The organism is Vibrio intestinalis (assembly GCF_025195085.2).
Classification (GTDB): Bacteria; Pseudomonadota; Gammaproteobacteria; order Enterobacterales; family Vibrionaceae; genus Vibrio; species Vibrio intestinalis.
Genome location: NZ_JANAVY020000013.1, coordinates 1 through 26,584, shown reverse-complemented (window position 1 = coordinate 26,584; position 26,584 = coordinate 1). Strand labels below are relative to the sequence as shown.

General features: G+C 46.4%; 22 protein-coding genes, 1 tRNA gene and 1 pseudogene. 17 read left to right on the top strand and 7 right to left on the bottom strand.

All coding sequences use genetic code 11. The features are described from left to right. The first annotated feature begins 60 nt into the window (after window positions 1-60). Window positions 61-546 carry a hypothetical protein gene (locus MU515_RS15095; RefSeq protein ID WP_260261248.1) on the top strand — a complete coding sequence of 162 codons (486 nt, stop codon included), beginning with the start codon at window positions 61-63 and terminating at the stop codon, window positions 544-546. Between the two features lie 4 nt (window positions 547-550). Here MU515_RS15095 and MU515_RS15090 read toward each other — a convergent pair whose 3' ends face one another. Together MU515_RS15090 and MU515_RS15085 are read right to left on the bottom strand one after the other, a co-directional pair. Beyond that, window positions 551-3,979 (bottom strand): hybrid sensor histidine kinase/response regulator, encoded by a 3,429-nt coding sequence (locus MU515_RS15090; protein WP_260261247.1) that lies wholly within the window; start codon window positions 3,977-3,979, stop codon window positions 551-553. Between the two features lie 112 nt (window positions 3,980-4,091). Continuing rightward, window positions 4,092-5,276: a 3-phenylpropionate MFS transporter gene (locus MU515_RS15085; protein ID WP_260261246.1), complete on the bottom strand. Its 1,185-nt coding sequence runs from the start codon at window positions 5,274-5,276 to the stop codon at window positions 4,092-4,094. 181 nt (window positions 5,277-5,457) lie between these two features. Here MU515_RS15085 and MU515_RS15080 point away from each other — a divergent pair, with 181 nt between their 5' ends. The 11 genes from MU515_RS15080 (at window position 5,458) to MU515_RS15030 (ending at window position 17,736) form a co-directional block, all read left to right on the top strand. Further along, on the top strand, window positions 5,458-7,284 hold the full coding sequence (locus MU515_RS15080) for a DUF294 nucleotidyltransferase-like domain-containing protein (protein ID WP_260261245.1): 1,827 nt from the start codon (window positions 5,458-5,460) through the stop codon (window positions 7,282-7,284). A gap of 11 nt (window positions 7,285-7,295) precedes the next feature. After that, window positions 7,296-7,928, top strand: coding sequence for a 3'-5' exonuclease (locus MU515_RS15075; RefSeq protein ID WP_260261244.1), 633 nt, complete (start codon window positions 7,296-7,298; stop codon window positions 7,926-7,928). 213 nt (window positions 7,929-8,141) lie between these two features. Further along, the gene (gene acs / locus MU515_RS15070) at window positions 8,142-10,094 is read left to right on the top strand and encodes an acetate--CoA ligase (protein ID WP_260261243.1); all 1,953 of its coding nucleotides are present in this window, start codon (window positions 8,142-8,144) and stop codon (window positions 10,092-10,094) included. A 291-nt stretch (window positions 10,095-10,385) separates the two neighbouring features. Then, the gene (aroQ, locus tag MU515_RS15065) at window positions 10,386-10,835 is read left to right on the top strand and encodes a type II 3-dehydroquinate dehydratase (RefSeq protein ID WP_260261242.1); all 450 of its coding nucleotides are present in this window, start codon (window positions 10,386-10,388) and stop codon (window positions 10,833-10,835) included. A gap of 57 nt (window positions 10,836-10,892) precedes the next feature. Further along, window positions 10,893-11,357, top strand: coding sequence for an acetyl-CoA carboxylase biotin carboxyl carrier protein (accB, locus tag MU515_RS15060; protein WP_260261241.1), 465 nt, complete (start codon window positions 10,893-10,895; stop codon window positions 11,355-11,357). A 14-nt stretch (window positions 11,358-11,371) separates the two neighbouring features. Continuing rightward, window positions 11,372-12,715 carry an acetyl-CoA carboxylase biotin carboxylase subunit gene (gene accC / locus MU515_RS15055; protein WP_260261240.1) on the top strand — a complete coding sequence of 448 codons (1,344 nt, stop codon included), beginning with the start codon at window positions 11,372-11,374 and terminating at the stop codon, window positions 12,713-12,715. Window positions 12,716-12,915: 200 nt separating this feature from the next. Continuing rightward, on the top strand, window positions 12,916-13,803 hold the full coding sequence (gene prmA / locus MU515_RS15050) for a 50S ribosomal protein L11 methyltransferase (protein ID WP_260261239.1): 888 nt from the start codon (window positions 12,916-12,918) through the stop codon (window positions 13,801-13,803). Window positions 13,804-13,942: 139 nt separating this feature from the next. Further along, entirely contained in the window at window positions 13,943-14,911 is a 969-nt protein-coding gene (dusB, locus tag MU515_RS15045) for a tRNA dihydrouridine synthase DusB (RefSeq protein ID WP_260261238.1), read from the top strand. A 23-nt stretch (window positions 14,912-14,934) separates the two neighbouring features. After that, window positions 14,935-15,231 carry a DNA-binding transcriptional regulator Fis gene (fis, locus tag MU515_RS15040; protein ID WP_000462885.1) on the top strand — a complete coding sequence of 99 codons (297 nt, stop codon included), beginning with the start codon at window positions 14,935-14,937 and terminating at the stop codon, window positions 15,229-15,231. 238 nt (window positions 15,232-15,469) lie between these two features. Continuing rightward, a complete protein-coding gene (gene adhP / locus MU515_RS15035; protein WP_260261321.1) occupies window positions 15,470-16,486 on the top strand; it encodes an alcohol dehydrogenase AdhP in 1,017 nt (338 codons plus the stop codon). A 263-nt stretch (window positions 16,487-16,749) separates the two neighbouring features. After that, a complete protein-coding gene (locus MU515_RS15030) occupies window positions 16,750-17,736 on the top strand; it encodes a sensor domain-containing diguanylate cyclase (protein ID WP_260261237.1) in 987 nt (328 codons plus the stop codon). Between the two features lie 12 nt (window positions 17,737-17,748). On the opposite strand, the gene zntR is transcribed toward MU515_RS15030, so the two are convergent. Continuing rightward, window positions 17,749-18,183: a Zn(2+)-responsive transcriptional regulator gene (gene zntR, locus MU515_RS15025; protein WP_260261236.1), complete on the bottom strand. Its 435-nt coding sequence runs from the start codon at window positions 18,181-18,183 to the stop codon at window positions 17,749-17,751. Window positions 18,184-18,446: 263 nt separating this feature from the next. Here zntR and purH point away from each other — a divergent pair, with 263 nt between their 5' ends. Beyond that, a complete protein-coding gene (gene purH, locus MU515_RS15020) occupies window positions 18,447-20,039 on the top strand; it encodes a bifunctional phosphoribosylaminoimidazolecarboxamide formyltransferase/IMP cyclohydrolase (RefSeq protein WP_260261235.1) in 1,593 nt (530 codons plus the stop codon). A 283-nt stretch (window positions 20,040-20,322) separates the two neighbouring features. Then, entirely contained in the window at window positions 20,323-21,615 is a 1,293-nt protein-coding gene (gene purD, locus MU515_RS15015) for a phosphoribosylamine--glycine ligase (protein WP_260261234.1), read from the top strand. A 70-nt stretch (window positions 21,616-21,685) separates the two neighbouring features. Here the strand turns inward: purD and MU515_RS15010 are convergent, their stop codons facing one another. Together MU515_RS15010 and hupA are read right to left on the bottom strand one after the other, a co-directional pair. Further along, complete coding sequence (locus MU515_RS15010; RefSeq protein WP_260261233.1) at window positions 21,686-22,381, bottom strand: DUF1481 domain-containing protein; 696 nt, start codon at window positions 22,379-22,381, stop codon at window positions 21,686-21,688. Between the two features lie 49 nt (window positions 22,382-22,430). Next, on the bottom strand, window positions 22,431-22,703 hold the full coding sequence (gene hupA, locus MU515_RS15005) for a nucleoid-associated protein HU-alpha (protein WP_260261232.1): 273 nt from the start codon (window positions 22,701-22,703) through the stop codon (window positions 22,431-22,433). Between the two features lie 352 nt (window positions 22,704-23,055). Here hupA and MU515_RS15000 point away from each other — a divergent pair, with 352 nt between their 5' ends. Beyond that, window positions 23,056-24,153: a CNNM domain-containing protein gene (locus tag MU515_RS15000; protein WP_260261231.1), complete on the top strand. Its 1,098-nt coding sequence runs from the start codon at window positions 23,056-23,058 to the stop codon at window positions 24,151-24,153. A 53-nt stretch (window positions 24,154-24,206) separates the two neighbouring features. Here the strand turns inward: MU515_RS15000 and MU515_RS14995 are convergent, their stop codons facing one another. Continuing rightward, the gene (locus MU515_RS14995) at window positions 24,207-24,794 is read right to left on the bottom strand and encodes a YjaG family protein (RefSeq protein ID WP_260261230.1); all 588 of its coding nucleotides are present in this window, start codon (window positions 24,792-24,794) and stop codon (window positions 24,207-24,209) included. Between the two features lie 71 nt (window positions 24,795-24,865). On the opposite strand from MU515_RS14995, the gene MU515_RS14990 reads away from it, so the two are divergent. Both MU515_RS14990 and MU515_RS14985 read left to right on the top strand, forming a co-directional pair. Further along, on the top strand, window positions 24,866-25,792 hold the full coding sequence (locus tag MU515_RS14990; RefSeq protein WP_260261229.1) for a D-2-hydroxyacid dehydrogenase: 927 nt from the start codon (window positions 24,866-24,868) through the stop codon (window positions 25,790-25,792). After that, window positions 25,792-26,367 (top strand): annotated as a pseudogene (locus tag MU515_RS14985) (uracil-DNA glycosylase family protein). The gene MU515_RS14990 and the pseudogene MU515_RS14985 overlap by 1 nt, the downstream one beginning before the upstream one ends. 105 nt (window positions 26,368-26,472) lie before the next feature. On the opposite strand, the gene MU515_RS14980 reads toward MU515_RS14985, so the two are convergent. Further along, a tRNA-Asp gene (locus MU515_RS14980) sits at window positions 26,473-26,549 on the bottom strand. Window positions 26,550-26,584: the final 35 nt, after the last annotated feature.

The following is a 26,584-nucleotide window of genomic DNA, read 5'->3' as shown; positions in this document are numbered from 1 at the left end:
TAAAACTCTGTTTATCTTAACTATGCCCAAGTATTAACGTTAGTTGCAAGGAAGCCGACAATGTTCAAGAACAAGCACTTCATTATTGCCTTATTAGTTGCGCCGATTCTCTCTGTCATCGCTTACTTTGGGGTTGACTTAGCGGTCAGTGAAAAGCCGCATGCCGCTGAAAAAGGCCAATCCTACAAACTTCTCAGCAAATCAAATTGTCGTTATACCAGTGGCCTGTGTGACATGGTCAATGGTGAGTTTAAAGTGCAGTTCCGCGCGGAAAAACACACTCAAGATGCGCTTGAGCTGTCATTGAAATCCGCTTTCCCATTGGAAGGCATCAAGCTTTCTTTAGTCGATAGCCAAGACGAGCAAGGCACACCAATCGACATGCAAAGCCGCGATGAATCCGGCACTCAATGGTACGTAACACTACCCGCGCCAAACTCCGAAGAGAGCTGGCTACGTGTTGCGATTAAAGCCGATGGCACCTTGTATTATGGCGACACGCAGACCCTATTCACCAAGTACGAGACGCTATTTACCGACAACTAAGTCGCTAATTCACTCGATTTAAAATCGCCCTGAGCTTAAGTGGTTTCACTGGCTTAGGGATAAAACTAAAGTTATTCGATTTAATGCCATCGAGCATCTCATTGGCGCGGTCGGCGCTAATAATGACGCCAATAAAGCTATCGCCTAACCGCAGACGGCACTGCTGCAATACTTCTAACCCTGTGCGGCCATTATCTAGACGATAATCGGATAAAATCACATCTGGCCGCCAAGCTTCATCGATAGCTTTCAAGCTGCCGACTAAATCCGTCGCAGTGCGTACATTGCATCCCCAACGTGCTAGCAGTTGCTCCATACCAATCAAAATATCCGTTTCGTTATCGACACAAAGAACGTTGAGATGGCTTAAATCAGACGGAGCACTCTGAGGCTGTACTAAAGGCTTCTGTACCGCTGCAGAATCAGCTTGTTTCAGCGTGATAGAGAATACGCTGCCCTGACCTGGCCATGAGCGCATTGAGATTTGATGGCCGAGCACATTTGCAATGCCTTTAGATATCGCAAGGCCAAGCCCTAAGCCTTGGTCATAACGCACTTGGCTACCACGGTTAAACTCTTCAAAAATTTCTAATTGCTTATCTTCATCAATCCCTAAGCCGTTATCCCACACCTCAATACGCGCTTGCTTTCCGACGCGGCGTACACCAAGCAATACTTTACCTTTAGGGCTATAACGAAATGCATTGGTTAGGAAGTTTTGTACCACTCGGCGCAAAAGTTTCGGGTCCGACTGCACCAATAACTGACTCGGAATCATCGCAAACTCGATGCCTTGCTGCTTAGCTAGAGCACTAAACTCCGCATTCAGATTGGCCAATACATCATTGATGGCAAAGCCGTAAACGTTGACATCTAACTTGCCCGATTCCAGTCTTGAGATATCAAGCAAATCACCAATCAAATCTTCCGCTGCGCCAAGCGCGCTCTCAATATGAGTGGCTAATTTTTGTGTTTCTTGCTCTTTAGCAACCTCAGATAGCGAGGAAGCAAATAACCTTGCTGCATTGAGTGGCTGCATCAAATCATGGCTTACTGCTGCTAAAAAGCGTGATTTTGACTGCGATTCACGCTCCGAACGTTGCGTGGCACTAACGAGTTGTTTATTGAGACTCTCTAGCTCTTGCGTACGCGCATGGACACGCTCTTCCAACGTTTCGTTGGCTTGTTTTAATGCTTGCTCCGCATCGCGGAACACCGTGATATCGGTAAAGCTCATCACAAAGCCACCGCCCGGCATTGGGTTGCCTTGCACCTCGATCACGCGGCCATCGGCACGCACCCTTGATGACGTGTGCCTTGTGCCTTGCTCTAAATGATAAATACGGCGACGCACGTGATCTTCCGGGTCACCCGGGCCACACAAGCCTTGCTCAGCATTGTGACGAATTACATCAGCAATTGGCCGCCCTACTTGGATTAATCCCGCAGGAAAGACAAACAACTCCAAATAGCGCTGGTTCCAAGCCACCAGCCTTAACTGCTTATCGACTACAGCGATGCCTTGGCCTATATGTTCAATCGCGCCTTGCAGTAATCCGCGGCTAAAGTCGTACAGCTCAGAGGCTTCATCAACGATGGTGGCCACTTCTTCTAGCTGCATGTTTCTACCCTGCAAAGCAGAAGTAAGCACTAACTTAGCTGATGAAGCACCAAACACCCCAGCCAGCACACGCTCGGTATGACGAATCAAACTGGAAGGCGCTTGTTGGTTGGGCATTAAGGTTTCACGCTGCTGTGACCAAAACTGCTGAAACGCACTACGAACCCGAGTGCGACCCACAAATCTCGACGCCAGCATTTCTAACTCAGCAACCGTTACGCGGCTTTGGTATAAGCTAATATTTTCGCTTTCTGGCAGTGGAGTACCAATGAAAGAGGCCGATTGTAATCGCTCACTTAAACTTGCCCTTGTCGCCAGTGAAACCAACAAATAACAAACGGTATTAACCAACAGGCTGAGCACAATGCCCCAGTCTGAACTTTGAATACCCATCTCCGCTAAGTAGCGCGGTGGCTCAATAATCCACAACAATAAGTTGCTGTGACTGTCACCCGCTAACATGTCAGTGGCCGACATTAAGGTAATGAGCCACAGGGCAAAGCCAAACAGCAACCCGACGTACACCCCTTTACGATTACCCTGTCGCCAATACATCCCACCAATCAATGCTGGCGCGAACTGGCTTATCGCCGCAAATGAGAGAAAGCCTATTGCCGATAGTGAGTGAATACTTCCTAACGCTTGATAGAAACCCCATGCACCGAGTAACAGCAACAAGATCAACGCACGGCGAATAATCAGCAACATGCCAGAAAATTGCCTGTGATCGCGCTGGGTCAGCTTCATTCTGCGCAGCAACAGTGGCATCACTAAATCATTGGAAACCATAATCGCCAGTGCGATGGTGGATACAATCACCATGCCACTAGCCGCCGACGTGCCACCGAGAAAAGCCAATAACGCCATATCTGGCGCACCGAAGGCCATAGGTAAACTGATCACATAAGTATCAGCGCTGACACCACTGAGTAGCCCTTGCCCTACCCAAGCAATAGGTAATACAAACAGCCCCATTAGCACCAAATAGAGCGGGAATAACCAGCGCGCAGTATGCAGATCTTGAGCCCTTTCATTCTCGACGACCATGGTATGGAACTGGCGAGGCAGGCAGAGAATCGCCATCATGGTCAACGTCGTGTGAATCACAAGCGTCGGAATATTGGGGGATTGGTAAGTTTGCGCTGCAATATCAAGCAGCACAATGTCATCACGATCGAGTGCTAAAAACAGAATAAAACAGCCAACAGCTAAGAAAGCCACCAGCTTTATCAGAGACTCAAACGCAATCGCCATCATCATACCGCGATGGTGCTCGGTATTATCAATATGGCGAGTACCAAATAACATAGTGAAAATCGCTAAAGCCATTACCACTAGCCATGACACATCTACCCCGCCCGATTTCATTTCAAGCTGAGGCGCGATCACTTCAAGCCCCATGGTAATGCCGCGTAATTGCAACGCGATATAAGGCAGAATACCGATCACCGCAATCAAGGTAATAACGACCGCCAAACCTTGGGATTTGCCATAACGGGCAGCGATGAAGTCAGCAATTGAAGTGATGTGTTCACGCTTGGCGACTAAAATCAGTCGCGCTAAGATTCGCCAACCAAAGGTGAAGACAAGAATAGGCGCAAGATAGATAGGTAGGAAAGACCAAGGGTTACTGCTGGCTTGACCAACCGTGCCGTAGAAAGTCCATGAGGTGCAGTACACAGCAATCGACAAGCTGTATATCCATGGCCGCCACTTAGCTAACCATGTCTGCTTTTTATCGCCATACCAAGCTATGAGAAATAACAAGCCCAGATACAAAAGCGATACCGGAACGACTAACCATCCTTGCATCAGATACCCTTATCTAGTTTTCGAATCCATGAAAGCTATAAGTAATAAAAAACCTCTCCGAAGGGAGAGGTTTTATTAAACAACAGTATGATTAAATATCAATCAGTTGAGGTTAATTCTGTGCTTCAGGCTCGGCTTTATTGAGTGGTTGTGCCGCTGCTGGTTGACGATCCAACTTGATAAACAGCGCAGCGATACCCATTGCGGCCATCGCCCAGAACACATTCGCCCCCCAGTTTTCATAACCCCAACCGCTTAATGCCGTCATTAGCGCAATAAACGCACCCAGCGGAATGGCGTTGTACAAGGCTTGCAGCGCCACCATCTTGTGCTCATCCGATTCTTGAATGTATTGAATTGCTGCGATATGCGCCATCGCAAACGTCACGCCATGCAATAATTGAATCGCCACCAAGGCGACCAGCGCCGTCGTTGATGCCGTTAACCCCCAACGCATTGCCACGCCAAGCGAAGCCACCACGAACAATGTACGTAACGTCCAACCTGAGAACATACGCTTACTCAAAGCAAATACTGCCACTTCAGCGACTACGCCGAGGCTCCATAGGTAACCGATGATATCTTCCGAGTGGCCAGCTTCTTTCCAATAGATCGCACTAAAACTGTAGTAAGCCGCGTGACTGCCTTGAATCAAAGCAACCAGTAATAAGAACTTCATCACCGAGCTATCCGACAGCAACTCAAGTAGATTTGGACGCTCAGCCGTTTGCTCTGAGGTTGTTACTGGCATTGGGTTGGTCGCACGCATACCCACTACCAATGAGAACAGCACACCCGCAAATGCGGTGTAGAGAATCATGTCGCTGCCGTAGATGGAAACCAAGTAGCCAACCACAGTCGAACCAGCGATAAACGCAATAGAACCCCATAAACGCGTACGGCCGTAATCGAGCATTTTCAGGCGCGAGTAGTAGTTCGCCATAGCATCAGACAATGGCACAATCGGGCCGCAGCATAAGTTAAACATCACCGTTGCCAGTGCCATTAGCCAAAAGCTACCGCCAGTGAAAAAGTGAAAACCTACAAAAGCTAACGACGCCAAGCTCAACCAGCGCAATGCTGGCATCAGGTGCTCAACTTTATGAATACGTGGCGTAATTAAAAGGTTAGCTACACAACGCGTTGCGAAACCAATACCCACTAACAAACCAATATCGGTTGGCGATACGCCTTGATCTTCAAACCACAACGCCCAAAACGGTAGGTAAACACCGTAAGCAAAGAAAAATCCGATGAAATATTGAGAAATCCAACCATATGGGGATGGGGTAAGCATGACGACCTCTTATACAACCACTTGAAGGCAAACATTATCCTCTGAGAATTAAGGAATAAAAAGGGAATATTATCTGTTCCGACCTTTCCTCATTCCGTGCGGCCTTTCGACCAAAGTCGTCTGGAATCATCGAGTAAATTTGCCACACTTACCTTGCAGATATTTATTCTCAAGGTGAATCATGCCAGACAAATTCAATATGCAGTCTCCACCGTTTGATCGCTTAAATGAGGCGCAACAGCAATCATTGCGTTCCTCTTTAGACGTGGCGTACTTTCGAGAACGCGAGACCATATTGCAATCTGGCTCCGCCAGCTCTCACCTACATATATTGATCAAAGGTGCCGTTGAGGAGCAATCTAACGACGGCAAAGAGATCTTTGCGCATTATGCCAATGATGATCTATTTGATGTCCGCGCTCTCTTTGATGGGCAGGCAAAACACAGTTACATCGCGCTAGAAGATACGTTGGCTTATCTACTGCCTAAGTCGGTTTTTGTCGATTTATACAATCAAAATGGCCAGTTCGCTGCTTACTTTGATAACAACCTTGCCAAGCGACAGGCCCTGCTTGAGGCAGCGCAGCAACAAAAAAATCTGGCCGAATTTATCTTAACCAAAGTAGATAGTGATATTTATCATCCACCGATGATCATCTCTCACTCTCTACCGCTTAACCAAGTGACTGCAGAGCTTAAGTCCAATGCACTGGACTCAGCATTAATTGAGCTTGCCAATGACGACCCGCGCTTAGCTAAAGCACCGAACGAATTACCTTACGGCATCATTACTCGCACCAATATGCTGCATGCGGTAATGCTGGATGGCTTACCGCTCGATACTCCGGTCGGAGAAGTGGCAACCTTTCCGGTAGAGCATGTTGATGATGGTGATTTTCTGTTTAATGCCATGATCACAATGACCCGCAACCGCATGAAACGTCTCATGGTTTGTGATGGTAAACAGCCCATTGGCATGCTCGATATGACGCAAATTCTCAGCGCGTTCTCGACTCACTCTCATGTACTGACACTCAGTATTGCCAGAGCCAGCAGCGTTGAAGAGTTAGCCATTGCTTCTAATCGTCAGCGGCAATTGGTCGACAGTTTACTCAGCAACGGCATCCGTACTCGATTCATCATGGAGCTGATTTCTGCCGTTAACGAACAAATCATTGAAAAGGCCTTCGAGTTGATTGTGCCGCCAGCGCTGCATGATCATTGCTGCTTAATTGTTTTAGGCTCAGAAGGACGCGGAGAACAAATCCTCAAAACCGATCAGGACAACGCGCTGATCATTAAAGATGGCTTAGAGTGGCATCAATGCGGAGCCATCATGGAAAAGCTTACCCATACTTTGCAGCAGCTCGGCTACCCACTTTGCCCGGGCAATGTCATGGTCAATAATCCGCAATGGGTGAAAACCCAAACTGAATGGCAAACTACCCTTAGCCAATGGTCGAAAGCCACCAGCGCCGATCAGGTAATGAATTTGGCTATCATGGCCGATGCTCATGCAGTCGCAGGCAATAAAGACATATTGTTACCAGTCAGTAAGCACTTACATAAAATCATGCTTAATAACATGCTGACACTGCAAGATTTCACGCGCCCAGCACTACACTTTTCAATCCCTCTCACCCTGTTTGGTAACGTAAAAAAGGACAAACAAGGCTTAGATGTCAAAAGCGGAGGCATCTTCCCGATTGTGCATGGCATAAGAGCGCTAAGCTTAGAATATGGCCTACGCGAGAAAAACACCTTCTGCCGGATTGAAGCCTTAGCCAACAAAAACATCCTCGAACCAGATACCGCAGACAACCTTGCGGAAGCGCTGAAGCTGTTTTTTAAGCTGCGCTTGAACCAGCAACTCTCCAATCAACACAGTCATAACCGAATCGATTTAAGCCAATTAGAGCGTAGCGAGCGGGACTTACTACGTCATAGCTTCCACGTGGTGAAGAAATTCAAACAGTTCTTAGGTTATCACTATCAAATCCGAGATTAAGGAGTACGGAGATGAACTGGCTACGACGTCGTTATTGGCATTACAAACTCAAAGGCTCGCCCTATCAATCCTATTTCGGCAAGCTGAATAAAAATGAATATGTCTCACTAGATTGTGAGACCACCAGCTTAGATCCTAACCGCGCTGAGCTGGTGACCATTGCGGCAACCAAAATCATCGACAATCGAATCATCACTAGCGAACCGTTTGAGGTTCGCCTGCGAGCACCGCAATCTCTTGATTCTGGCTCAGTACGCATCCATAAAATTCGCCATAAAGATCTTGAAGATGGCATTGATGAGAAACAAGCCCTCATTCGGCTGCTTGAGTTTATTGGCAATCGTCCATTAGTGGGTTATCACATTCGTTATGATAAGAAGATTCTCGATATTGCTTGTCGTAAACAGCTCGGATTCCCTCTTCCTAGCCCACTGATTGAGGTGAGCCAGATCTACCATGACAAATTAGAACAGCACCTCCCCAATGCCTATTTCGACTTAAGTTTAGATGCCATCTGTAAACACCTCGATTTACCGCTGCAAGATAAGCACGACGCCTTGCAAGACGCGATTTCCGCAGCATTAGTGTTTGTTCGCTTAACCAAGGGCGATCTGCCAAGTCTAAACTTTCCTTATCAGCGATAGCCTCGATTTTGAGGCATCCCGCTCAATTTAAGCCTGCGCTAAGTTCGCGAAGTTCAGCCTCTCATCCTAAAGTCTAATTGTAGAAACAGGCGCTGTGATTGACAGTTATAGCATTGCATATCATCAAGCTATGTTCGCGACGCTGCCGCAAGTCTTGATGACTAGGATGTCTTCCATCGATGAGAAGACAACTGAATTCAAAGGAGAGAAGCAATGAGTGAAGCCCACGTTTATCCGGTAAAAGAGAATATTAAAGCCACCACACACGCGGATAATGACACCTACCTAGCCATGTACCAACAGTCAGTGACTGACCCTGAGGGTTTCTGGGCAGAGCATGGCAAAATCGTTGATTGGATTAAGCCATTCACTCAAGTTAAAAGCACATCGTTTGATACTGGCCATGTCGATATTCGCTGGTTTGAAGATGGCACGCTTAACGTATCGGCTAACTGTATTGACCGTCACCTTGCTGAGCGTGGTGATGATGTTGCCATCATCTGGGAAGGTGATGACCCGGCTGATGATAAAACCCTAACCTTTAATGAGCTCCATAAAGAAGTGTGTCTGTTTGCCAACGCCCTAAAAGAGCAAGGCGTTCGCAAAGGTGATGTGGTGTGTCTCTACATGCCAATGGTGCCAGAAGCAGCGGTTGCCATGCTGGCTTGTACGCGTATTGGTGCGGTTCACACCGTAGTATTTGGTGGCTTCTCTCCTGAAGCACTGTCAGGCCGTATTATCGACTCAGATGCAAAAGTCGTGATCACCGCTGATGAAGGCGTGCGCGGCGGCCGTGCTGTACCACTGAAGAAAAACGTTGATGAAGCGCTAACAAACCCAGAAGTGAAAACCATCTCTAAAGTGTTAGTTCTAAAACGCACAGGTGGCGATATTGATTGGCACGAACATCGCGATGTTTGGTGGCACGAAGCAACAGAAAATGTCTCTGCCGATTGCCCACCAGAAGAGATGAAAGCCGAAGACCCACTATTCATTCTCTACACCTCTGGTTCAACTGGTAAACCTAAAGGCGTACTTCACACCACTGGCGGCTACTTAGTGTATGCCACCATGACGTTCAAATACGTGTTTGACTACCAAGAAGGTGAAACCTTCTGGTGTACCGCTGATGTGGGCTGGATTACCGGACATACTTACCTAATTTATGGCCCACTAGCCAACGGCGCTAAAACCATTCTATTTGAAGGCGTGCCAAACTACCCAAGTACCGCTCGTATGAGTGAAGTGGTCGATAAACACAACGTTAATATTCTCTACACCGCACCAACGGCGATTCGTGCCCTCATGGCGAAAGGTAATGAAGCAGTAGAAGGTACAAGCCGCTCTAGCCTGCGTGTGATGGGTTCAGTGGGTGAGCCAATCAACCCAGAAGCTTGGGAGTGGTACTACAAAACCATTGGTAACGAAGCCTCTCCAATTGTCGATACTTGGTGGCAAACAGAGACTGGCGGTATTCTTATTGCCCCTCTACCGGGTGCAACCGACCTAAAACCGGGCTCGGCCACTCGTCCATTCTTCGGTGTGCAACCTGCGCTAGTTGATAACATGGGCAACATTATCGAAGAAACTGCGGCCGAAGGTAATCTGGTTATCCTTGATTCATGGCCGGGTCAGATGCGCACCGTTTATGGTGACCATGAACGCTTTGAGCAAACCTACTTCTCGACCTTTAAAGGCATGTACTTTACCAGTGATGGCGCTCGTCGCGATGAAGATGGCTACTACTGGATCACAGGTCGCGTGGATGACGTGCTTAACGTATCCGGTCACCGCATGGGTACAGCAGAGATTGAATCGGCACTGGTCGCACACGATAAAATTGCCGAAGCGGCGATTGTCGGTATCCCTCACGATATCAAAGGCCAAGCAATTTACGCTTACGTCACGCTGAATGATGGAGAGTTCCCAACTGCTGAACTGCATAAAGAAGTGAAAAATTGGGTGCGTAAAGAGATTGGCCCAATTGCTACGCCAGATGTACTGCACTGGACAGACTCTCTACCGAAAACTCGTTCCGGTAAGATAATGCGTCGTATCCTACGTAAGATCGCCACAGGCGATACCAGCAACTTAGGTGATACTTCCACCCTTGCCGACCCAAGCGTAGTAGAGAAGCTGATCGCAGAAAAAGCCGAATTAGCTTAATACATTGCAAATATCCAAAGCCGTCACATCGTGGCGGCTTTTTTCATGCCAGCGCTCCACTCTAGATCACTAACTCTGCCTCTAAGCGGCAAAATTCTGTTATCTCGGTTACACTTTCTGTATGCCAATATGGGTGATTAGACCAGTAAATTGCTGCTAATTGCTCTGAATTAGCTATAATCTGGGACGATTTTTAAAAAATCGCACAGTTTTATTACAAAAAACGTGCTGATTTATCGTATATTTGGGAACATGATTGTTCTACTCACGATAAAGGAAGATAGCAACATAATGTCAGCAAAGTCTCGAATTCTTGTCCTAAACGGCCCGAATCTAAACTTATTAGGGTTACGCGAGCCAGCACATTATGGCTCACAAACGCTCGATGACATCATCGCAACGTTGACTACGCAAGCGCAGCAAGCGGATGTTGAGTTAGAGCATCTTCAATCAAATCGTGAGTATGAGTTAATTGAAGCGATCCACGCCGCATACGGCAAAGTGGATTTCATCATTATTAACCCAGCAGCATTTACCCATACGAGCGTGGCACTGCGCGATGCCTTATTGGGAGTTGATATCCCATTTATCGAGGTACATCTATCCAACGTTCACGCACGAGAACCCTTCCGTCACCACTCGTACCTGTCAGATAAAGCACAGGGCGTTATTTGTGGTTTGGGCGCGCAAGGCTATGAATTTGCTCTGTCTGCTGCCATTACACAATTGCAGGCAAAGTAACCTAACACTCTACAACCGCACTGGTTGTCTTACTCACAAGTTAAAGAGAAAGAAAAGATGGATATCCGTAAAATCAAGAAACTGATCGAATTAGTTGAAGAATCTGGCATTGCTGAGCTAGAGATCTCTGAAGGTGAAGAATCGGTACGCATCAGCCGTCACGGCGCTGCGGCACCTGTAGCGGCTCCAATTCAATACGCAGCAGCACCTGCTCCAGTTGCAGCACCAGTAGCAGCGCCTGCGGCGGCACCTGCAGTTGAAGCAGAAGCGGCACCTGCAGTACCTGCTGGTCACCAAGTTCTTTCTCCAATGGTTGGTACTTTCTACCGCTCTCCAAGCCCAGATTCGAAATCATTTGTTGAAGTTGGCCAAAGCGTAAACGCTGGCGACACGCTATGTATCGTTGAAGCAATGAAAATGATGAACCAAATCGAAGCAGACAAATCTGGTGTTGTAACTGCAATCCTAGTTGAAGACGGCCAACCTGTTGAATTCGACCAACCACTTGTTGTTATCGAGTAACTTGAGGCCCAGCTATGCTAGATAAATTAGTCATCGCGAACCGAGGTGAAATTGCACTTCGTATCCTTCGCGCATGTAAAGAGCTAGGTATCAAAACTGTAGCGGTACACTCTACCGCGGACCGCGACCTTAAACACGTACTGCTTGCAGACGAAACAGTGTGTATTGGTCCTGCGCGCGGTATTGATAGCTACCTAAATATTCCTCGCATTATCTCAGCGGCAGAAGTAACAGGAGCAGTGGCAATCCACCCTGGTTACGGCTTCCTATCTGAGAATGCTGACTTCGCTGAGCAAGTTGAGCGCAGCGGCTTCATCTTCGTTGGCCCTAAAGCAGATACAATCCGCATGATGGGTGACAAAGTTTCTGCCATCACTGCGATGAAGAAAGCTGGTGTACCTTGTGTACCAGGCTCTGACGGCCCGCTAGATGATGACGCACAGAAGAACAAAGCACACGCTAAACGTATCGGCTACCCAGTAATCATCAAAGCATCTGGTGGCGGCGGCGGTCGTGGTATGCGTGTTGTTCGTAGCGAAGGTGAGCTTGTAGAAGCTATCGCTATGACTCGTGCTGAAGCAAAAGCAGCCTTCAACAACGACATGGTTTACATGGAAAAATTCCTAGAAAACCCACGTCACGTTGAAGTTCAAGTGATTGCTGATGGCCAAGGCGGTGCAATCCACTTAGGTGAGCGTGACTGTTCAATGCAGCGTCGTCACCAAAAAGTGGTTGAAGAAGCACCAGCACCGGGTATCACGGAAGAGATGCGTAAGTACATCGGTGAACGTTGTACTCGTGCATGTATCGAGATTGGTTACCGTGGCGCTGGTACGTTTGAGTTCCTATATGAGAACGGCGAATTCTACTTCATCGAGATGAACACTCGTATTCAGGTAGAGCACCCAGTAACAGAGATGGTAACTGGCGTAGACCTAATCAAAGAACAGCTGCGTGTAGCTGCAGGTCAACCTCTGTCATTTACACAAGATGATATCAAGATCCGCGGCCATGCGATTGAGTGTCGTATCAACGCTGAAGATCCTGAGCGCTTCCTACCTTCACCAGGTAAGATCGAACGTTTCCATGCGCCAGGCGGCATGGGCGTACGTTGGGAATCGCACATCTACACAGGTTACACAGTGCCTCCTCACTACGATTCAATGATCGGTAAACTGATCACTTACGGTGAGAACCGTGACGTAGCAATCGCACGTATGAAGAATGCACTAGGCGAAATGATCGTTGAAGGCATCAAAACTAACGTGCCGCTACAAGAAGCGATCATGAACGATGAAAACTTCCAACACGGTGGAGCAAACATCCACTACCTAGAGAAGAAACTTGGTCTGCAATAAGCCGATTTCATCGAATGAAGATTAAGAAAATGCTCACCTTGGTGAGCATTTTTTATATCTACACTATCGAAAAAAGAACTCAAGTAGCTGCTCAGCTCAAGCCGAGCCCTTAGCAGATAATTATTCTGGCTATCTTCTCACCAAAGATCTGCTACACTCACCGCCAATCACACTTTCAACCCAATTAAGAGCTCATACTCATGCCTTGGATTCAAATTAAACTCAACGCGACGAACCAAAACGCAGAACAAATCGGCGATATGCTAATGGAAGAAACTGGCGCATTGTCGGTCACTTTCCTAGATGCAAAAGACAACCCGGTATTTGAACCTCTGCCAGGTGAAACTCGCTTATGGGGTGATACGGATATCCTAGCGCTGTATGACGCTGAATCAGACACCAACTGGGTGGTTGAGCAAATTAAAGCAAGCAACATGCTCGTTGAAGGTTTCGCTTACAAAGTTGAACAGCTTGAAGATAAAGATTGGGAACGCGAGTGGATGGACAACTTCCACCCAATGAAGTTTGGCGAGCGCCTATGGATTTGTCCAAGCTGGCGCGATGTACCAGATCCAGAAGCAGTCAACGTAATGCTAGACCCAGGTCTTGCGTTCGGTACGGGTACTCACCCAACGACAGCGCTATGTCTAGAGTGGTTAGAAAGCATCGACCTTACCGGTAAAACGGTAATCGACTTTGGTTGTGGCTCAGGCATCTTAGCTATCGCCGCTATCAAACTAGGCGCGGAAAAAGTCGTGGGTATTGATATTGACCCTCAAGCACTAGTGGCTTCAAAAGAAAATGCCGATCGCAACGGCGTTGCTGATCAACTAGAAGTTTACCTTCCAGAAAACCAACCTGAAGGCCTCATTGCAGACGTGGTTGTTGCCAACATTCTTGCCGCACCACTACGCGAACTATCGCCTATTATTAAGGGCCTCATCAAGCCAAATGGCCAACTTGCTATGTCGGGTGTTTTAGATACGCAAGCTGAAGATGTAGCCACCTATTATCGTGACGAGCTTCACATTGATCCTATCGCATCACAAACAGAGTGGTGTCGTATCTCGGGTCGCAAGCAAGGCTAGATAAGGTTTTTGAGCTTAATTGTTTGAAATTTATGCAAATTAGCAAAACAATTTGTAAATGCTCAAATAATAGTCTTTTCACACAGTAAAAAAATGCGTAAAATGCGCGCCCTTGCTGGTACAGAACTGTGAAGACGTTTTGAAAATAGGAAATCATCAACTTAAGAATAATCTCATCGTGGCCCCGATGGCCGGTGTCACCGATAGACCGTTTCGAGAGTTGTGTCTCCGCTATGGCGCGGGAATGGCTGTCAGTGAAATGATGTCCGCAAACCCGAAGCTATGGAATACGTCTAAATCAAAACAACGCATGGTACACGAGGGTGAATCGGGCATTCGCTCAGTACAGATTGCGGGTTCTGATCCTCAGCTTATGGCCGAGGCGGCTCAGTTCAGTGTTGAAAACGGTGCGCAAATCATCGACATCAACATGGGTTGCCCAGCCAAAAAAGTGAATAAGAAGCTGGCGGGTTCTGCGCTACTTAAGTTTCCAGAAATTATCGAAGATATTCTGAAAGCGGTAGTCAATGCAGTGGATGTCCCTGTGACATTAAAAACCCGTACTGGCTGGGATACAGAGAATAGGAACTGTGTCCAAATCGCTAAATTAGCCGAAGACTGCGGCATACAAGCGTTAGCGCTCCATGGGAGAACTAAAGCGTGTATGTACAAAGGAGAGGCCGAATACGACAACATTAAAGCGGTAAAACAAGCCATCTCTATTCCGGTTATCGCAAACGGTGATATCGATAGCCCAGAGAAGGCGAAATTTGTACTGGAATATACCGGTGCAGACGCTTTGATGATTGGACGCCCTGCCCAAGGTCGTCCGTGGATTTTCCAGGAAATCCAACACTATTTGGAAAACGGCACTGCTATGCCTGATCTTCCTGTGCAGGAAGTGAAAGACATAATGCTGGCTCATGTTGTTGCTCTACATGAATTCTATGGAGAGTACTTAGGCCCTCGCATCGCTCGTAAGCATGTGGGTTGGTACCTAAAAGAGCATGAACAAGCAAATGAGTTTCGCCGTACCTTCAATGCTATCGATGCAGCCCCGCTGCAACTTGAAGCACTCGAAGGTTATTTTGATAACGTTGCACCATAATTACGAGAAGAGCTAGACCGAATATGTTCGAACAAAATCTGACTTCAGAAGCATTAACAGTAACAACAGTAACTTCACAAGATCAAATCACGCAAAAACCACTACGTGATTCTGTTAAAGCATCTCTTAAAAACTACTTGGCACAACTAAACGGCCAAGAAGTTACAGAACTATACGAATTAGTTCTAGCTGAAGTTGAACAGCCACTACTAGACACCATCATGCAGTACACTCGCGGTAACCAAACTCGCGCAGCAACTATGATGGGTATCAACCGCGGTACTCTTCGTAAGAAACTAAAAAAATACGGCATGAACTAATCAGCCTTATTTGAGTTCCAAAAAACGCGCTTATTTCAAGCGCGTTTTTTTATGCCTGCTGTATACGCTCACTCCACTTACAGTAAGGTGTCATGGGCTTTTTACCCCACTCATAAGTTTCCCTGCCAATAAACCCTACTTTTTGTAGCACTTTTTTTATGACTCACATCAATGTTTGTAGCACATTATCGATCAAGAATGATTATCGTTTTCATTAACCAAACGGAGAAGAAAGATGATGAAAGCTGCAGTAGTTAGTGAATTTAAAGGCCCATTGGTCATTAAAGACATTCCACTACCAAACGTAAAAGCGCGTGATGTTTTAGTAAAAATCCACGCGTGTGGTGTTTGCCATACCGATTTACATGCCTGCCACGGAGACTGGCCTGTAAAACCGAAAATGCCACTTGTACCTGGCCATGAAGGCGTAGGTGAAATTGTTGAAGTTGGCAGTGAGATTCACCACCTGAAGGTAGGTGATCGTGTTGGCGTACCATGGCTATATAGCGCATGTGGTCACTGTGATTACTGTCTAGAGGGTCAAGAGACACTATGTCTAGACCAACATAACGCCGGTTACTCTGTCGATGGTGGCTATGCGGAATACTGCCTAGCAAACGGTGAGTATGCGATAAAAATTCCTGACGGCCTTAGTTATGTCGACGCTGCACCGCTGTTCTGCGCAGGTGTAACCACATATAAGGCTCTTAAAGTCACGGGCGTAAAACCTGGCCAGTGGGTCGCGATTGTAGGTGCAGGCGGCTTAGGCCACTTAGCGATTCAGTACGCAGTCGCGATGGGCATGAATGTTATTGCTGTAGATACAGGCGAAGATAAACTGGCGCTAGCTAAAAAGTTAGGCGCACAGCACTGCATCGACTTTATGCAGCAAAGCCCTTCAGAGCGTATCCGTGAAATCACATCTGGCGGTGTTCATGGCGTAGTTTGTACTGCTGTATCTAAACCAGCCTTCCAAGAAGCGTATGCAGCCGTTCGTCGTGGTGGTGCATGTGTACTTGTTGGCCTTCCACCTGAAGAAATGCCTATTCCTATTTTCGACACCGTCTTGAATGGCGTTAAGGTGATTGGCTCTATCGTAGGTACACGAAAAGACTTACAAGAGTGTCTACAGTTCGCAGCTGAAGGCAAAGTAAAAGCCATAACGGAAGTGAAACAGCTAGAAGATATCAATGATATTTTTGCTGACATGGAAAAAGGTGAAATCACAGGCCGTATTGTGATGGAAATGGCGTAAGCCAGCCATGCAACAAGGCCAAGCCTATTGGCCTTGTTGTTTTTATAGTTTCAGCCCACCAGCCCAAGCAGCAAGGGCTAGCACGATATTCTAAGGGAGATCGTTTCACTAGATATAAACCCAAGCTCATAATTTAACTGGTTTGTTAAAGCATTTGAAATTAAGTCAATGAAAATAATTACTTATTATGTGAAGTAACATAATTGCCATATTCACCTAATTAGATAAAATGACTGTTTCGATGTTCGTAAAGGATGTAATTCATGATGACTCAAAGTCGCGAGGAGTGGTTAGATTTTCTGCTCAACGCTCTGCCAGATCATGTCTTCTTGCTAAACGAGCATGGCCACTATGTCGATAGCTTTGGTGGCAACTACCATTCAGACTCATTTGATGCCAAAAGTTATATTGGCATGCACCTCAGTGACGTTTTCTCCACCAGCAAAGCACAAGAGCTCCAACGCCATATCGATCGTGTCATCGAAAGCCAAGAGACTCTAGTCGTGCGTTATAGCGTAAAACTGCATGACCATATTCTGCTACCTATTGAAGAAATTCAGCAGCTAGAACACCCAGAAGAGAGTTGGTTTGAAGCCATCATCAAGTTCGTAGATTCTAGCTCTGAGAATAAGCAAGTGATGTGGTCAGTTCGTAATGTAACTAAAGCCCATTTGCTCGAAAAAGAACTGAAAAAACTGTCTGAAACCGATGAACTGACCGGCGTCTTAAACCGACGAGCATTTATCAATGGCCTTGAGCGAGACTTCAACGCAAATAGCCAAAATGGTCATAACCTAGCTTGCTTGATGGTAGATATCGATCACTTTAAAGAGATTAACGATCTCGTTGGCCACCTCTCTGGTGATGCTGTGATCGCTCAAGTTGCTCAAATCTGTAAAGGGCTGATCCGCAGTTCTGACTATATCGGGCGTTTAGGTGGGGAAGAGTTTGGTATTGTTCTTAGCAACACCAATGCAATTCAAGCTTATGACATCGCCGAGCGCATTCGCCAATCGATCACTGATACGCCATGTCATGTGGACGGCCACACGATTCATCCGACCGTCAGCATTGGCGTAGCTGAACTCAATGAAGACGTTAGCTCAGTCAAATCGCTACTGGTTGAAGCAGACAAAGCCATGTACTACTCAAAACGTACTGGCCGAGATCAGGTAACTATTTACCATAGCAGCCTACCCGACCTAAAAATTCAATCACCAACCAAGGCACGTATTCTCCGCGCAAGTTAGTTCAAACCCATCTTAGTTACAGCAAGAACCATCATGATGTGTTTCTTCACTGGCTAATGCGCCAAGTATGGAACAATGGCTTGCATCATCATCCACATCACCACAACACGCATCATTAATTTTGGTAAGTGCCACTTTAATTCTGGTTAATTCTGCGATCTTAGCGTCAATCACCTCTAACTTAGCCGAAGTGATCGCCTTTACTTCAGCGCAGCTGTGTTCTGTCGCTTCTAATTTTATCTCTAGCAGTTCTTTGATTTCTTCTAAGCTTAACCCCAAATCTTTCGCTTTGAGGATAAACGCCACCTGCTTTTGATTTTCTTCGCTATAGAGTCGGTAACCCGATTCACTTCTACCAGCGGGCTTAATGAGGGTATTTTTCTCGTAGAATCGCAGTGTATCGGTTGTCACACCACAACGTTTTGCCAGTTCGCCTATCTGAAACATAACTTTCCCTATTAACTATCTCGTTACTTTTAAAGCCAAAGATGGCCTTTTTCACAATTATTTTTGAGATGCCAAACGATTGCGCGAGCTTTTTTGTAATAAATTAGTTAGAATGTGCGCCATCAAATTCAGAGCTTATTTTATGCTCAAGAGTTCGAGTAAAGGTCTTTACCAAAACTGGCCAATATTCTACTTCAATATGTAGAAACAAGTTCATTTTTGGCAAACATCTTTTAATTCGTGAATTTGAGGAAAACGGAAGCATGAATAACGCTCGTCCAATTCGCCGCGCGCTTATCAGCGTATCAGACAAAACAGGTATTGTTGAGTTTGCTCAAGCACTCGCTGATCGTGGTGTCGACATCTTGTCTACCGGCGGTACTGCTCGCCTACTAGCAGAGCAAGGTATCTCAGTAACGGAAGTTTCAGATTACACTGGTTTCCCAGAAATGATGGACGGCCGTGTTAAAACGCTTCACCCGAAAGTTCACGGTGGTGTACTAGGCCGTCGTGGCCAAGACGATGACGTGATGGAAAAGCACGGCATCAAACCAATCGACATGGTTGTCGTTAACCTATACCCATTCGCTGAAACCGTTGCCAAAGAAGGTTGTACTCTAGCTGACGCTGTTGAGAACATCGATATCGGTGGTCCAACAATGGTTCGCTCTGCAGCCAAAAACCACAAAGACGTAACTATCATTGTAAACGCTGGTGATTACACGCGTGTGATTGCAGAAATGGACGCAAATGACAAATCTCTAACGCTAGAGACTCGTTTTGACCTTGCTATCGCAGCATTCGAGCACACAGCAGCTTACGACGGCATGATCGCTAACTACTTCGGCACTATGGTTCCATCTTACGGTGAGAACAAAGAAGGTGACGAAGAAAGCAAGTTCCCACGCACTTTCAACCAGCAGTTCGAGAAGAAGCAAGACATGCGCTACGGTGAGAACAGCCACCAAGCAGCAGCCTTCTACGTAGAAGCTAACCCTGAAGAAGCATCTGTTTCGACTGCTCGCCAAATCCAAGGTAAAGCCCTTTCTTACAACAACATCGCTGATACAGACGCAGCACTTGAGTGTGTGAAAGAGTTCGATGAGCCAGCATGTGTGATCGTTAAACACGCAAACCCATGTGGTGTAGCTCTAGGTAAAGACATCCTTGAAGCTTACGACCGTGCGTTCAAGACAGACCCAACGTCTGCATTTGGCGGCATCATTGCATTCAACCGCGAACTAGACGCAGCAACGGCTACCGCTATCACTGAACGTCAATTCGTTGAAGTTATTATTGCACCTTCTGTATCTGCTGAAGCAGTAGAAATCGTTGCGGCTAAGAAAAACCTTCGACTACTTGAGTGTGGCGAGTGGACAACCAAAACAACAGGTTTTGATGTGAAGCGCGTTAACGGTGGCCTACTGGTTCAAGACCGTGACCAAGGCATGGTGTCTGAAGATGACCTTAAAGTAGTTTCTAAACGTCAACCAACAGCTGAAGAGTTAAAAGACGCTCTATTCTGCTGGAAAGTAGCGAAGTACGTGAAATCTAACGCGATCGTATACTCGAAAGGTGACATGACTATCGGTGTTGGCGCAGGCCAAATGAGCCGTGTTTACTCAGCGAAAATTGCAGGTATTAAAGCGGCTGACGAAGGTCTACAGGTTGAAGGTTGTGTTATGGCATCAGATGCGTTCTTCCCATTCCGCGACGGTATCGATGCGGCTGCAGAAGCGGGCATCAAATGTGTTATTCAACCGGGTGGCTCAATGCGTGATGACGAAGTTATCGCTGCAGCAGATGAGCATGGCATGGCGATGATCTTTACCGGTATGCGTCACTTCCGCCACTAATTTCCTCTTCGTATTTGGCACTGTGGCGTCGTTAGCTGCTTTCGCCCACCCCGGTCACATAGCAGGCTATGCTCCCGGGGATGGGCTCAATTGCTGCCTAGCCACATCACCAACTACTTTGAGCAAGACTTATTTAATTTAGCTAATTTGAAATACTCTTAGATTTAGAAATTTTCATTTTAAAGCAAAGCCATATTGATAAGGTCAAGGAGAGCTCGCGGAGTTTATAACATGCTCGACACAGAGATTAGCAATATGGCGCAGCTATCAAAGGATAAATAAAATGAATGTACTAATTATTGGTGCCGGCGGTCGTGAGCACGCACTAGGTTGGAAAGCAGCACAAAACCCAAACGTTGAAACTGTATTCGTTGCGCCAGGTAACGCAGGTACAGCACTTGAGCCAAAGCTTGAAAACGTAAACATCGACGTTGAAGCAATTTCTGAACTTGTCGCTTTCGCACAAGAGAAGAAAATCGAGCTAACTATCGTTGGCCCTGAAGCACCATTGGTTATCGGTGTGGTTGATGCGTTCCGTGAAGCTGGTCTACCTATCTTTGGCCCAACAGAAGCCGCAGCGCAACTAGAAGGCTCAAAAGCTTTCACTAAAGACTTCCTAGCTCGCCACAACATCCCAACGGGCGCATACGCTAACTTCACTGAAATCGAACCGGCACTCGCTTACGTTCGTGAGCAAGGCGCTCCGATTGTGGTTAAAGCCGATGGCCTAGCGGCAGGTAAAGGCGTAATTGTTGCGATGACTCTGCAAGAAGCAGAAGATGCAATCAAAGATATGCTAGCAGGTAATGCCTTTGGCGAAGCAGGCAGCCGCGTCGTTATCGAAGAGTTCCTTGATGGCGAAGAAGCAAGCTTTATCGTAATGGTAGATGGCAAGAACGTTCTACCAATGGCAACAAGCCAAGACCACAAACGCGTAGGTGATAAAGATACAGGCCCTAACACTGGTGGTATGGGGGCTTACTCTCCGGCGCCCGTTGTTACTCAAGAGATCCACAACCGTATTATGAACGAAGTCATCTACCCGACGGTAGAAGGTATGGCTGCAGAAGGTCACCCATACACAGGCTTCTTATACGCAGGTCTAATGATTGATAAAGACGGCACACCAAAAGTTATCGAATACAACTGCCGCTTTGGCGACCCAGAAACGCAACCAATTATGATGCGTATGGAATCAGATCTTGTAGAGCTTTGCCTGACAGCAATTGAAGGTAAGCTAGACCAAGCTGAATCTAAATGGGATCCTCGCGCTTCGATCGGTATCGTACTTGCGGCTGGCGGCTACCCTGCTGCATACGACAAAGGTGACGTTATTTCTGGTCTACCGACAACCGAAGTTGAAGGTGAAAAAGTGTTCCACGCTGGTACTGCTAATAACGCTGTTGGCGATGTAACGACCAACGGTGGCCGCGTATTGTGCGCCACAGCTCTAGGCAATAGCGTTTCAGAGGCTCAGCAACGTGCATACAAGCTTGCTAAGCAAATTAGCTGGAATGGTATGTTCCACCGCAATGACATCGGTTACCGTGCGATTGAGCGTGAAAACAAGGCGTAATTAATCGCCTGTCATCAAAATCAAATAAGGCGCTCATGAGAGCGCCTTATTATTATCTATTCAATAGAATTTAATCTTCGATCAGCTGCGGACGCTCGATACATTCTTGATCGTCGTCAGCCAGCATCAGCAAGTCATTCACCACCACTCGGTTCACACGACCACTACCAACAAAAGTCAGATAGTTATCAATGCCTTCAAGGCGTGAAACGACGAAACTTGGCAACGTCTGATTAAACTCGATACTAGAGTAGCTGCGGCCATCACATGTTTCAAAAGTAGAACCATCCCAATAACCCTGCATCAACTCTAAACCAGCTTTATCCTGCTGCTTAGTTTTTCTCGCCACGGCTTGGGCTTCTTGGATAAGTTGATCGAGCTTGGCGGCTTTCAGCGGTAACACTTTACCATCGATGCGAAACTGCTGGTAAACCGCTTCACCTTCTTGGTTAAATCGAACGTGAATGCTGTAAGGAACGAGTCCTTGATCATCTTTAAGTTGCTCGCCTTCACGCATTAGCTCTCTTACGCTGCCGCCTTCCCAACGGTAGTTACTCTTGTACCAACCGTAATCGCCAACCGTTACATAGTCTGCCGCTGTAACAGGCAAAGTCAGACGCTCTGTATACCAGTACATACTGGTCGCATCGCCCATACTCTGGCCGCCAGAATATTGCGACAGTTGCTCTAAAGATAAATCGGTTGGGCTAGAAGAACAGCCAAGAAGAAAAGAGGTGATGAGTGAAGGTAGAAGAAATTTTTTCATAGGGGTTTAAGTATGCACCGAAGCAGTAATCGCTTCGGTGCACTCTATATTATTTCACTGATTCTTTTAGTGCTTTACCAGCTACGAATGCAGGAACGTTAGCAGCAGCGATTTGAATCTCTGCGCCAGTTTTAGGGTTACGGCCAGTACGTGCAGCACGGTGGTTCACTTTGAATGTACCAAAACCAATTAGTTGAACTTGGTCACCCTCTTTAAGTGCGCCTGTTACGCCTTCAAGAGTTGCTTCAAGAGCAGCTTTAGCTTGAGCTTTAGATAGGTCTGCTTTCTCTGCGATAAAGTCGATTAATTGGGTCTTGTTCATTAGGTTTCCCTTCTCATGTGTTATCGAATTCAACTCACTCTAAAACATAAATGCCCCATCTGGCAAAGGTTTGTAGCGATTCTTTGGCTTCAATGCCGTACTTTTAACCACAATATGAGTAATAACTCACAATTTGTTACTTTGTGAGTCATAATGAATACTTGTTTTTCAACCAATTTAACCTTATTTATAAATCGCTAGAGCTACGTGAAGCCTGATATTACGGGGCTTAAGCGAATACAAAATACTCACACCAATAATGCCCAGGCATAGCGAAACACCAATTTTATTCATTGATAGAATGTGTATGCGCAGCAAAGTTAGGTCGTGGTGACTACTTTATAGGAACAACATGTTACTGCTTTCAATATACGTCTCTGTCGCGATTGGCGTGTCATTTATCTGTTCAGTTCTTGAAGCTGTACTTTTAAGTATTACTCCAAGTTACTTGGCTCAAATGCGCCAAAATGGCCATCCTGCTGCAGATAAGTTGTCAGCATTAAAGCAAGATATTGACCGCCCTCTTGCTTCAATTCTGACTTTAAACACTATTGCTCACACCATTGGTGCTGCTACTGCGGGTGCGCAAGCTGCTGTGGTATTTGGTAGTGAATGGCTAGGTGTGTTCTCAGGCGTACTTACCCTAGGTATCCTCGTTCTATCTGAAATCGTACCGAAGACGATTGGTGCAACTTACTGGCGTCAACTAGCGCCATCAGCCGCTAGCGTCCTACGTTGGATGGTTTGGGCACTGACACCGTTCGTTTGGTTCTCCGAGCAAATAACGAAACGTCTAGCGCGCGGCCATGAAGCACCAAAAATGCGTGACGAGCTTTCAGCAATGGCAATTCTAGCCAAAGAGAGTGGTGAGTTTGCTGAAGGCGAATCGAAAATCTTGAGTAACCTACTTGGTATTCAAGATGTACCTGTCACTCAGGTGATGACGCCGCGCCCAGTGGTTTTCCGCGTCGATGCTGAAATGACCATTAAAGAGTTTTTGGTCGAGCACCGTGATACGCCTTTCTCTCGTCCATTGGTGTATAGCCAATCGAATGACAACATCATCGGCTTTGTACACCGCTTAGAGCTATTTAAGCTGCAACAATCGGGCTGTGGTGACAAACAGCTAGGTGCTGTGATGCGCCCTGTACATGTGATTCTAAACACCATGTCATTACCGAAAGCCTTTGACCAAATGCTATCGAAGCGTCTACAGCTTTCAATGGTGGTAGATGAGTACGGCACAGTTCAAGGCCTATTAACTCTTGAAGATATCTTCGAGCACCTAATTGGCGAAGAGATTGTCGACGAAGCTGACCGCGCGACCGACATGCAAGAGCTCGCATTCGAGCGTTGGGAAAAATGGAAAGAACGCCATGGTGTAATCGAAAGCCGTGACGACGACGAAGAGCAAGACAAACCAGATAGCGACGCTAAAGAGAATAAATAATTCTTTAGCCTTGGTAAACTAAAAGGGAGCCGAAGCTCCCTTTTTTATTCTGCTTATAGAGCAATACCGATGTTGCTCACGCCTTCTTCTTTCAGCTCAGCACGTAAATCTTTGATCAACTCAATATCGCGCTCTTGAGCCTCTTTCAATGGTCTAAAGATAGCCCATTGCACATCCCACTCTTCACAAACCGCTTCATTTTCTTTCTGGTTGCTATTAGTAATTTCTTCACCTGTTTGCGCTTCTTCAAGCTGCGCTACAGTCATCACAGATTGTTGGCTAACTTCCAGCATACGATCCATAAGATCATCGCGATCAAGCAAACCGTGCAATAGCGTCGATAGAGATACACAAGCATCAATCGCTGGATACACACCGTAAAAGTCGAAATCTTCAGACGTTGGAATGATCTCTTCTAGCTTCTCTAACTGACGCTCAAAGTTAACCTTGGCCGTTTTAACCGTTAACTGCTCCCAGATTGAATCAAGGATGTCACGATAAATTCTCGCCTCAGCAAACTTGGTACTTTCACAAAACATTGCATAATTAGGGTACATACGTTCACACAGACAAGCCATAAAGGTAATCTGTTTCCAAGGTTCTAACTTCTCAAGGCGAAGTTGGAGCGGGTTCTGTAGCATAGGGACTCGTTAATTGAAGAAAAATACAGCGGAAGTGTACTTGATAACCAGAACGGAAAAAAGGAAAGCTGATGAACAATTTCACCCATAAGCTCTACATTCTGACCGAGAATGACAACAAGTACCTGCAACTCTTCAATGAGCTTAGTCTGCCGAATATAGAATTAACAACTAATAAGGCGCAAGCGACCATATTATTGGCCTCACCACCAAAAGCCGCGGAGCAGATTGAAGCATTTGAGAGTCTAGAGTGGCTACAATCGATATACGCAGGAGTGGATACGATTGTACCAAAGTTAAATCATAGCGATGTTCTACTGACCAATGTAAAGGGCATCTTCGGCCAGCAAATATCTGAGTATGTCTTAGGCTATTTGCTCCAACACTACCGAGACTTAAACCAATATGCGATAGATCAAACACAAGCAAAATGGCATCCGCGCCTTTATAAGCCAATAAAAGATCAAGTAATGGTCATTCTAGGTACGGGGTCTATTGGCTCATACCTGGCTCAAGTCGCCAAAGCATTTGGGATCAAGACGCTAGGCGTTAATCGTAGCGGCATTCCGACACTCAACTCTCCGTTTGATGAAACCTTCCACGTACAAGAGTTAGATAGTGCATTGGTGCACGCCAATATTCTGGTAAACACACTACCAAGCACACCAGAAACAAAGCATCTGTTAAACCAAGACAAATTTAATCACTGCCATGACGCTCTACTGTTCAACGTAGGCAGAGGCAGTGTCGTGTGTGAAAAGAGCCTATTGGAAGCGTTGGATCAGGGTAACATTCAACATGCCTTTCTCGATGTATTTGAACTTGAGCCATTGCAAAAATCGCACCCATTTTGGCAGGACAAACGAATTACGGTTACTCCGCACATATCAGCACTCAGTCAACCAGAATCAGTGATAGAGATCTTTGCTGAAAACTACCATCGTCTCACTGACGGTTTCCATTTATTGCATGAAGTCGATTTAGAGAAAGGCTATTAATGCTAGAGCAGTTATTGCAGCAGGTAAGAGCGTGTAAGCGGTGCGAGCCAGAACTCCCTTTGGGCGCAAATCCAGTAATTCAAGCAAGCCCAGAGGCGAAGTTGTTAATCGTTGGCCAAGCGCCTGGAATACGAGTTCACCAATCATCGATTCCATGGAATGATCCTAGCGGTGACAGGCTTCGTAAGTGGCTACAACTCTCACCAGAGCAGTTCTATGACCCTAAGCAGATAGCAATAATGCCGATGGGTCTTTGCTATCCGGGAAAAGGTAGCAGCGGCGATTTACCGCCAAGAAAAGAGTGCGCTCCACTATGGCACGAAAAGATCCTAGAACAGCTTCCTAATATCGGTATGACGCTGCTCATTGGCCAGTACGCACAAAATCATTACCGACAAGATAAGCCCAAAACGCTCACCGAAACAGTGCGTGAGTGGTAACGCTGGGCACCTAATTATCTTCCTCTACCTCACCCATCCCCACGCAACACTCTATGGCTTAAAAAGAATCCGTGGTTTGAAGAAGAAGTCATTACCTATATTCGTCAATACGTACATCAGCACCTAAATAACTAACCCCGCTTCCAGATACAACAAAGCCCTGCTAAAACTGGCAGGGCTTAAAATCATTTGCTTCAAAACGAAAAAGACCTCAGCATTTCTGCTGAGGTCTGAAATAAGTGGCGGAGCGGACGGGACTCGAACCCGCGACCCCCGGCGTGACAGGCCGGTATTCTAACCAACTGAACTACCGCTCCGCACTGGTTAGACTCTTGAGTCTAAATTTAAAGCC

Bases quoted from the DNA above. Each gene is read 5' to 3' on its own strand.
- MU515_RS15095 (WP_260261248.1), top strand. From the start codon at position 61: ATGTTCAAGAACAAGCACTTCATTATTGCCTTATTAGTTGCGCCGATT.
- MU515_RS15090 (WP_260261247.1), bottom strand. From the start codon at position 3,979: ATGCAAGGATGGTTAGTCGTTCCGGTATCGCTTTTGTATCTGGGCTTG.
- MU515_RS15085 (WP_260261246.1), bottom strand. From the start codon at position 5,276: ATGCTTACCCCATCCCCATATGGTTGGATTTCTCAATATTTCATCGGA.
- MU515_RS15080 (WP_260261245.1), top strand. From the start codon at position 5,458: ATGCCAGACAAATTCAATATGCAGTCTCCACCGTTTGATCGCTTAAAT.
- MU515_RS15075 (WP_260261244.1), top strand. From the start codon at position 7,296: ATGAACTGGCTACGACGTCGTTATTGGCATTACAAACTCAAAGGCTCG.
- acs (WP_260261243.1), top strand. From the start codon at position 8,142: ATGAGTGAAGCCCACGTTTATCCGGTAAAAGAGAATATTAAAGCCACC.
- aroQ (WP_260261242.1), top strand. From the start codon at position 10,386: ATGTCAGCAAAGTCTCGAATTCTTGTCCTAAACGGCCCGAATCTAAAC.
- accB (WP_260261241.1), top strand. From the start codon at position 10,893: ATGGATATCCGTAAAATCAAGAAACTGATCGAATTAGTTGAAGAATCT.
- accC (WP_260261240.1), top strand. From the start codon at position 11,372: ATGCTAGATAAATTAGTCATCGCGAACCGAGGTGAAATTGCACTTCGT.
- prmA (WP_260261239.1), top strand. From the start codon at position 12,916: ATGCCTTGGATTCAAATTAAACTCAACGCGACGAACCAAAACGCAGAA.
- fis (WP_000462885.1), top strand. From the start codon at position 14,935: ATGTTCGAACAAAATCTGACTTCAGAAGCATTAACAGTAACAACAGTA.
- adhP (WP_260261321.1), top strand. From the start codon at position 15,470: ATGAAAGCTGCAGTAGTTAGTGAATTTAAAGGCCCATTGGTCATTAAA.
- MU515_RS15030 (WP_260261237.1), top strand. From the start codon at position 16,750: ATGATGACTCAAAGTCGCGAGGAGTGGTTAGATTTTCTGCTCAACGCT.
- zntR (WP_260261236.1), bottom strand. From the start codon at position 18,183: ATGTTTCAGATAGGCGAACTGGCAAAACGTTGTGGTGTGACAACCGAT.
- purH (WP_260261235.1), top strand. From the start codon at position 18,447: ATGAATAACGCTCGTCCAATTCGCCGCGCGCTTATCAGCGTATCAGAC.
- purD (WP_260261234.1), top strand. From the start codon at position 20,323: ATGAATGTACTAATTATTGGTGCCGGCGGTCGTGAGCACGCACTAGGT.
- MU515_RS15010 (WP_260261233.1), bottom strand. From the start codon at position 22,381: ATGAAAAAATTTCTTCTACCTTCACTCATCACCTCTTTTCTTCTTGGC.
- hupA (WP_260261232.1), bottom strand. From the start codon at position 22,703: ATGAACAAGACCCAATTAATCGACTTTATCGCAGAGAAAGCAGACCTA.
- MU515_RS15000 (WP_260261231.1), top strand. From the start codon at position 23,056: ATGTTACTGCTTTCAATATACGTCTCTGTCGCGATTGGCGTGTCATTT.
- MU515_RS14995 (WP_260261230.1), bottom strand. From the start codon at position 24,794: ATGCTACAGAACCCGCTCCAACTTCGCCTTGAGAAGTTAGAACCTTGG.
- MU515_RS14990 (WP_260261229.1), top strand. From the start codon at position 24,866: ATGAACAATTTCACCCATAAGCTCTACATTCTGACCGAGAATGACAAC.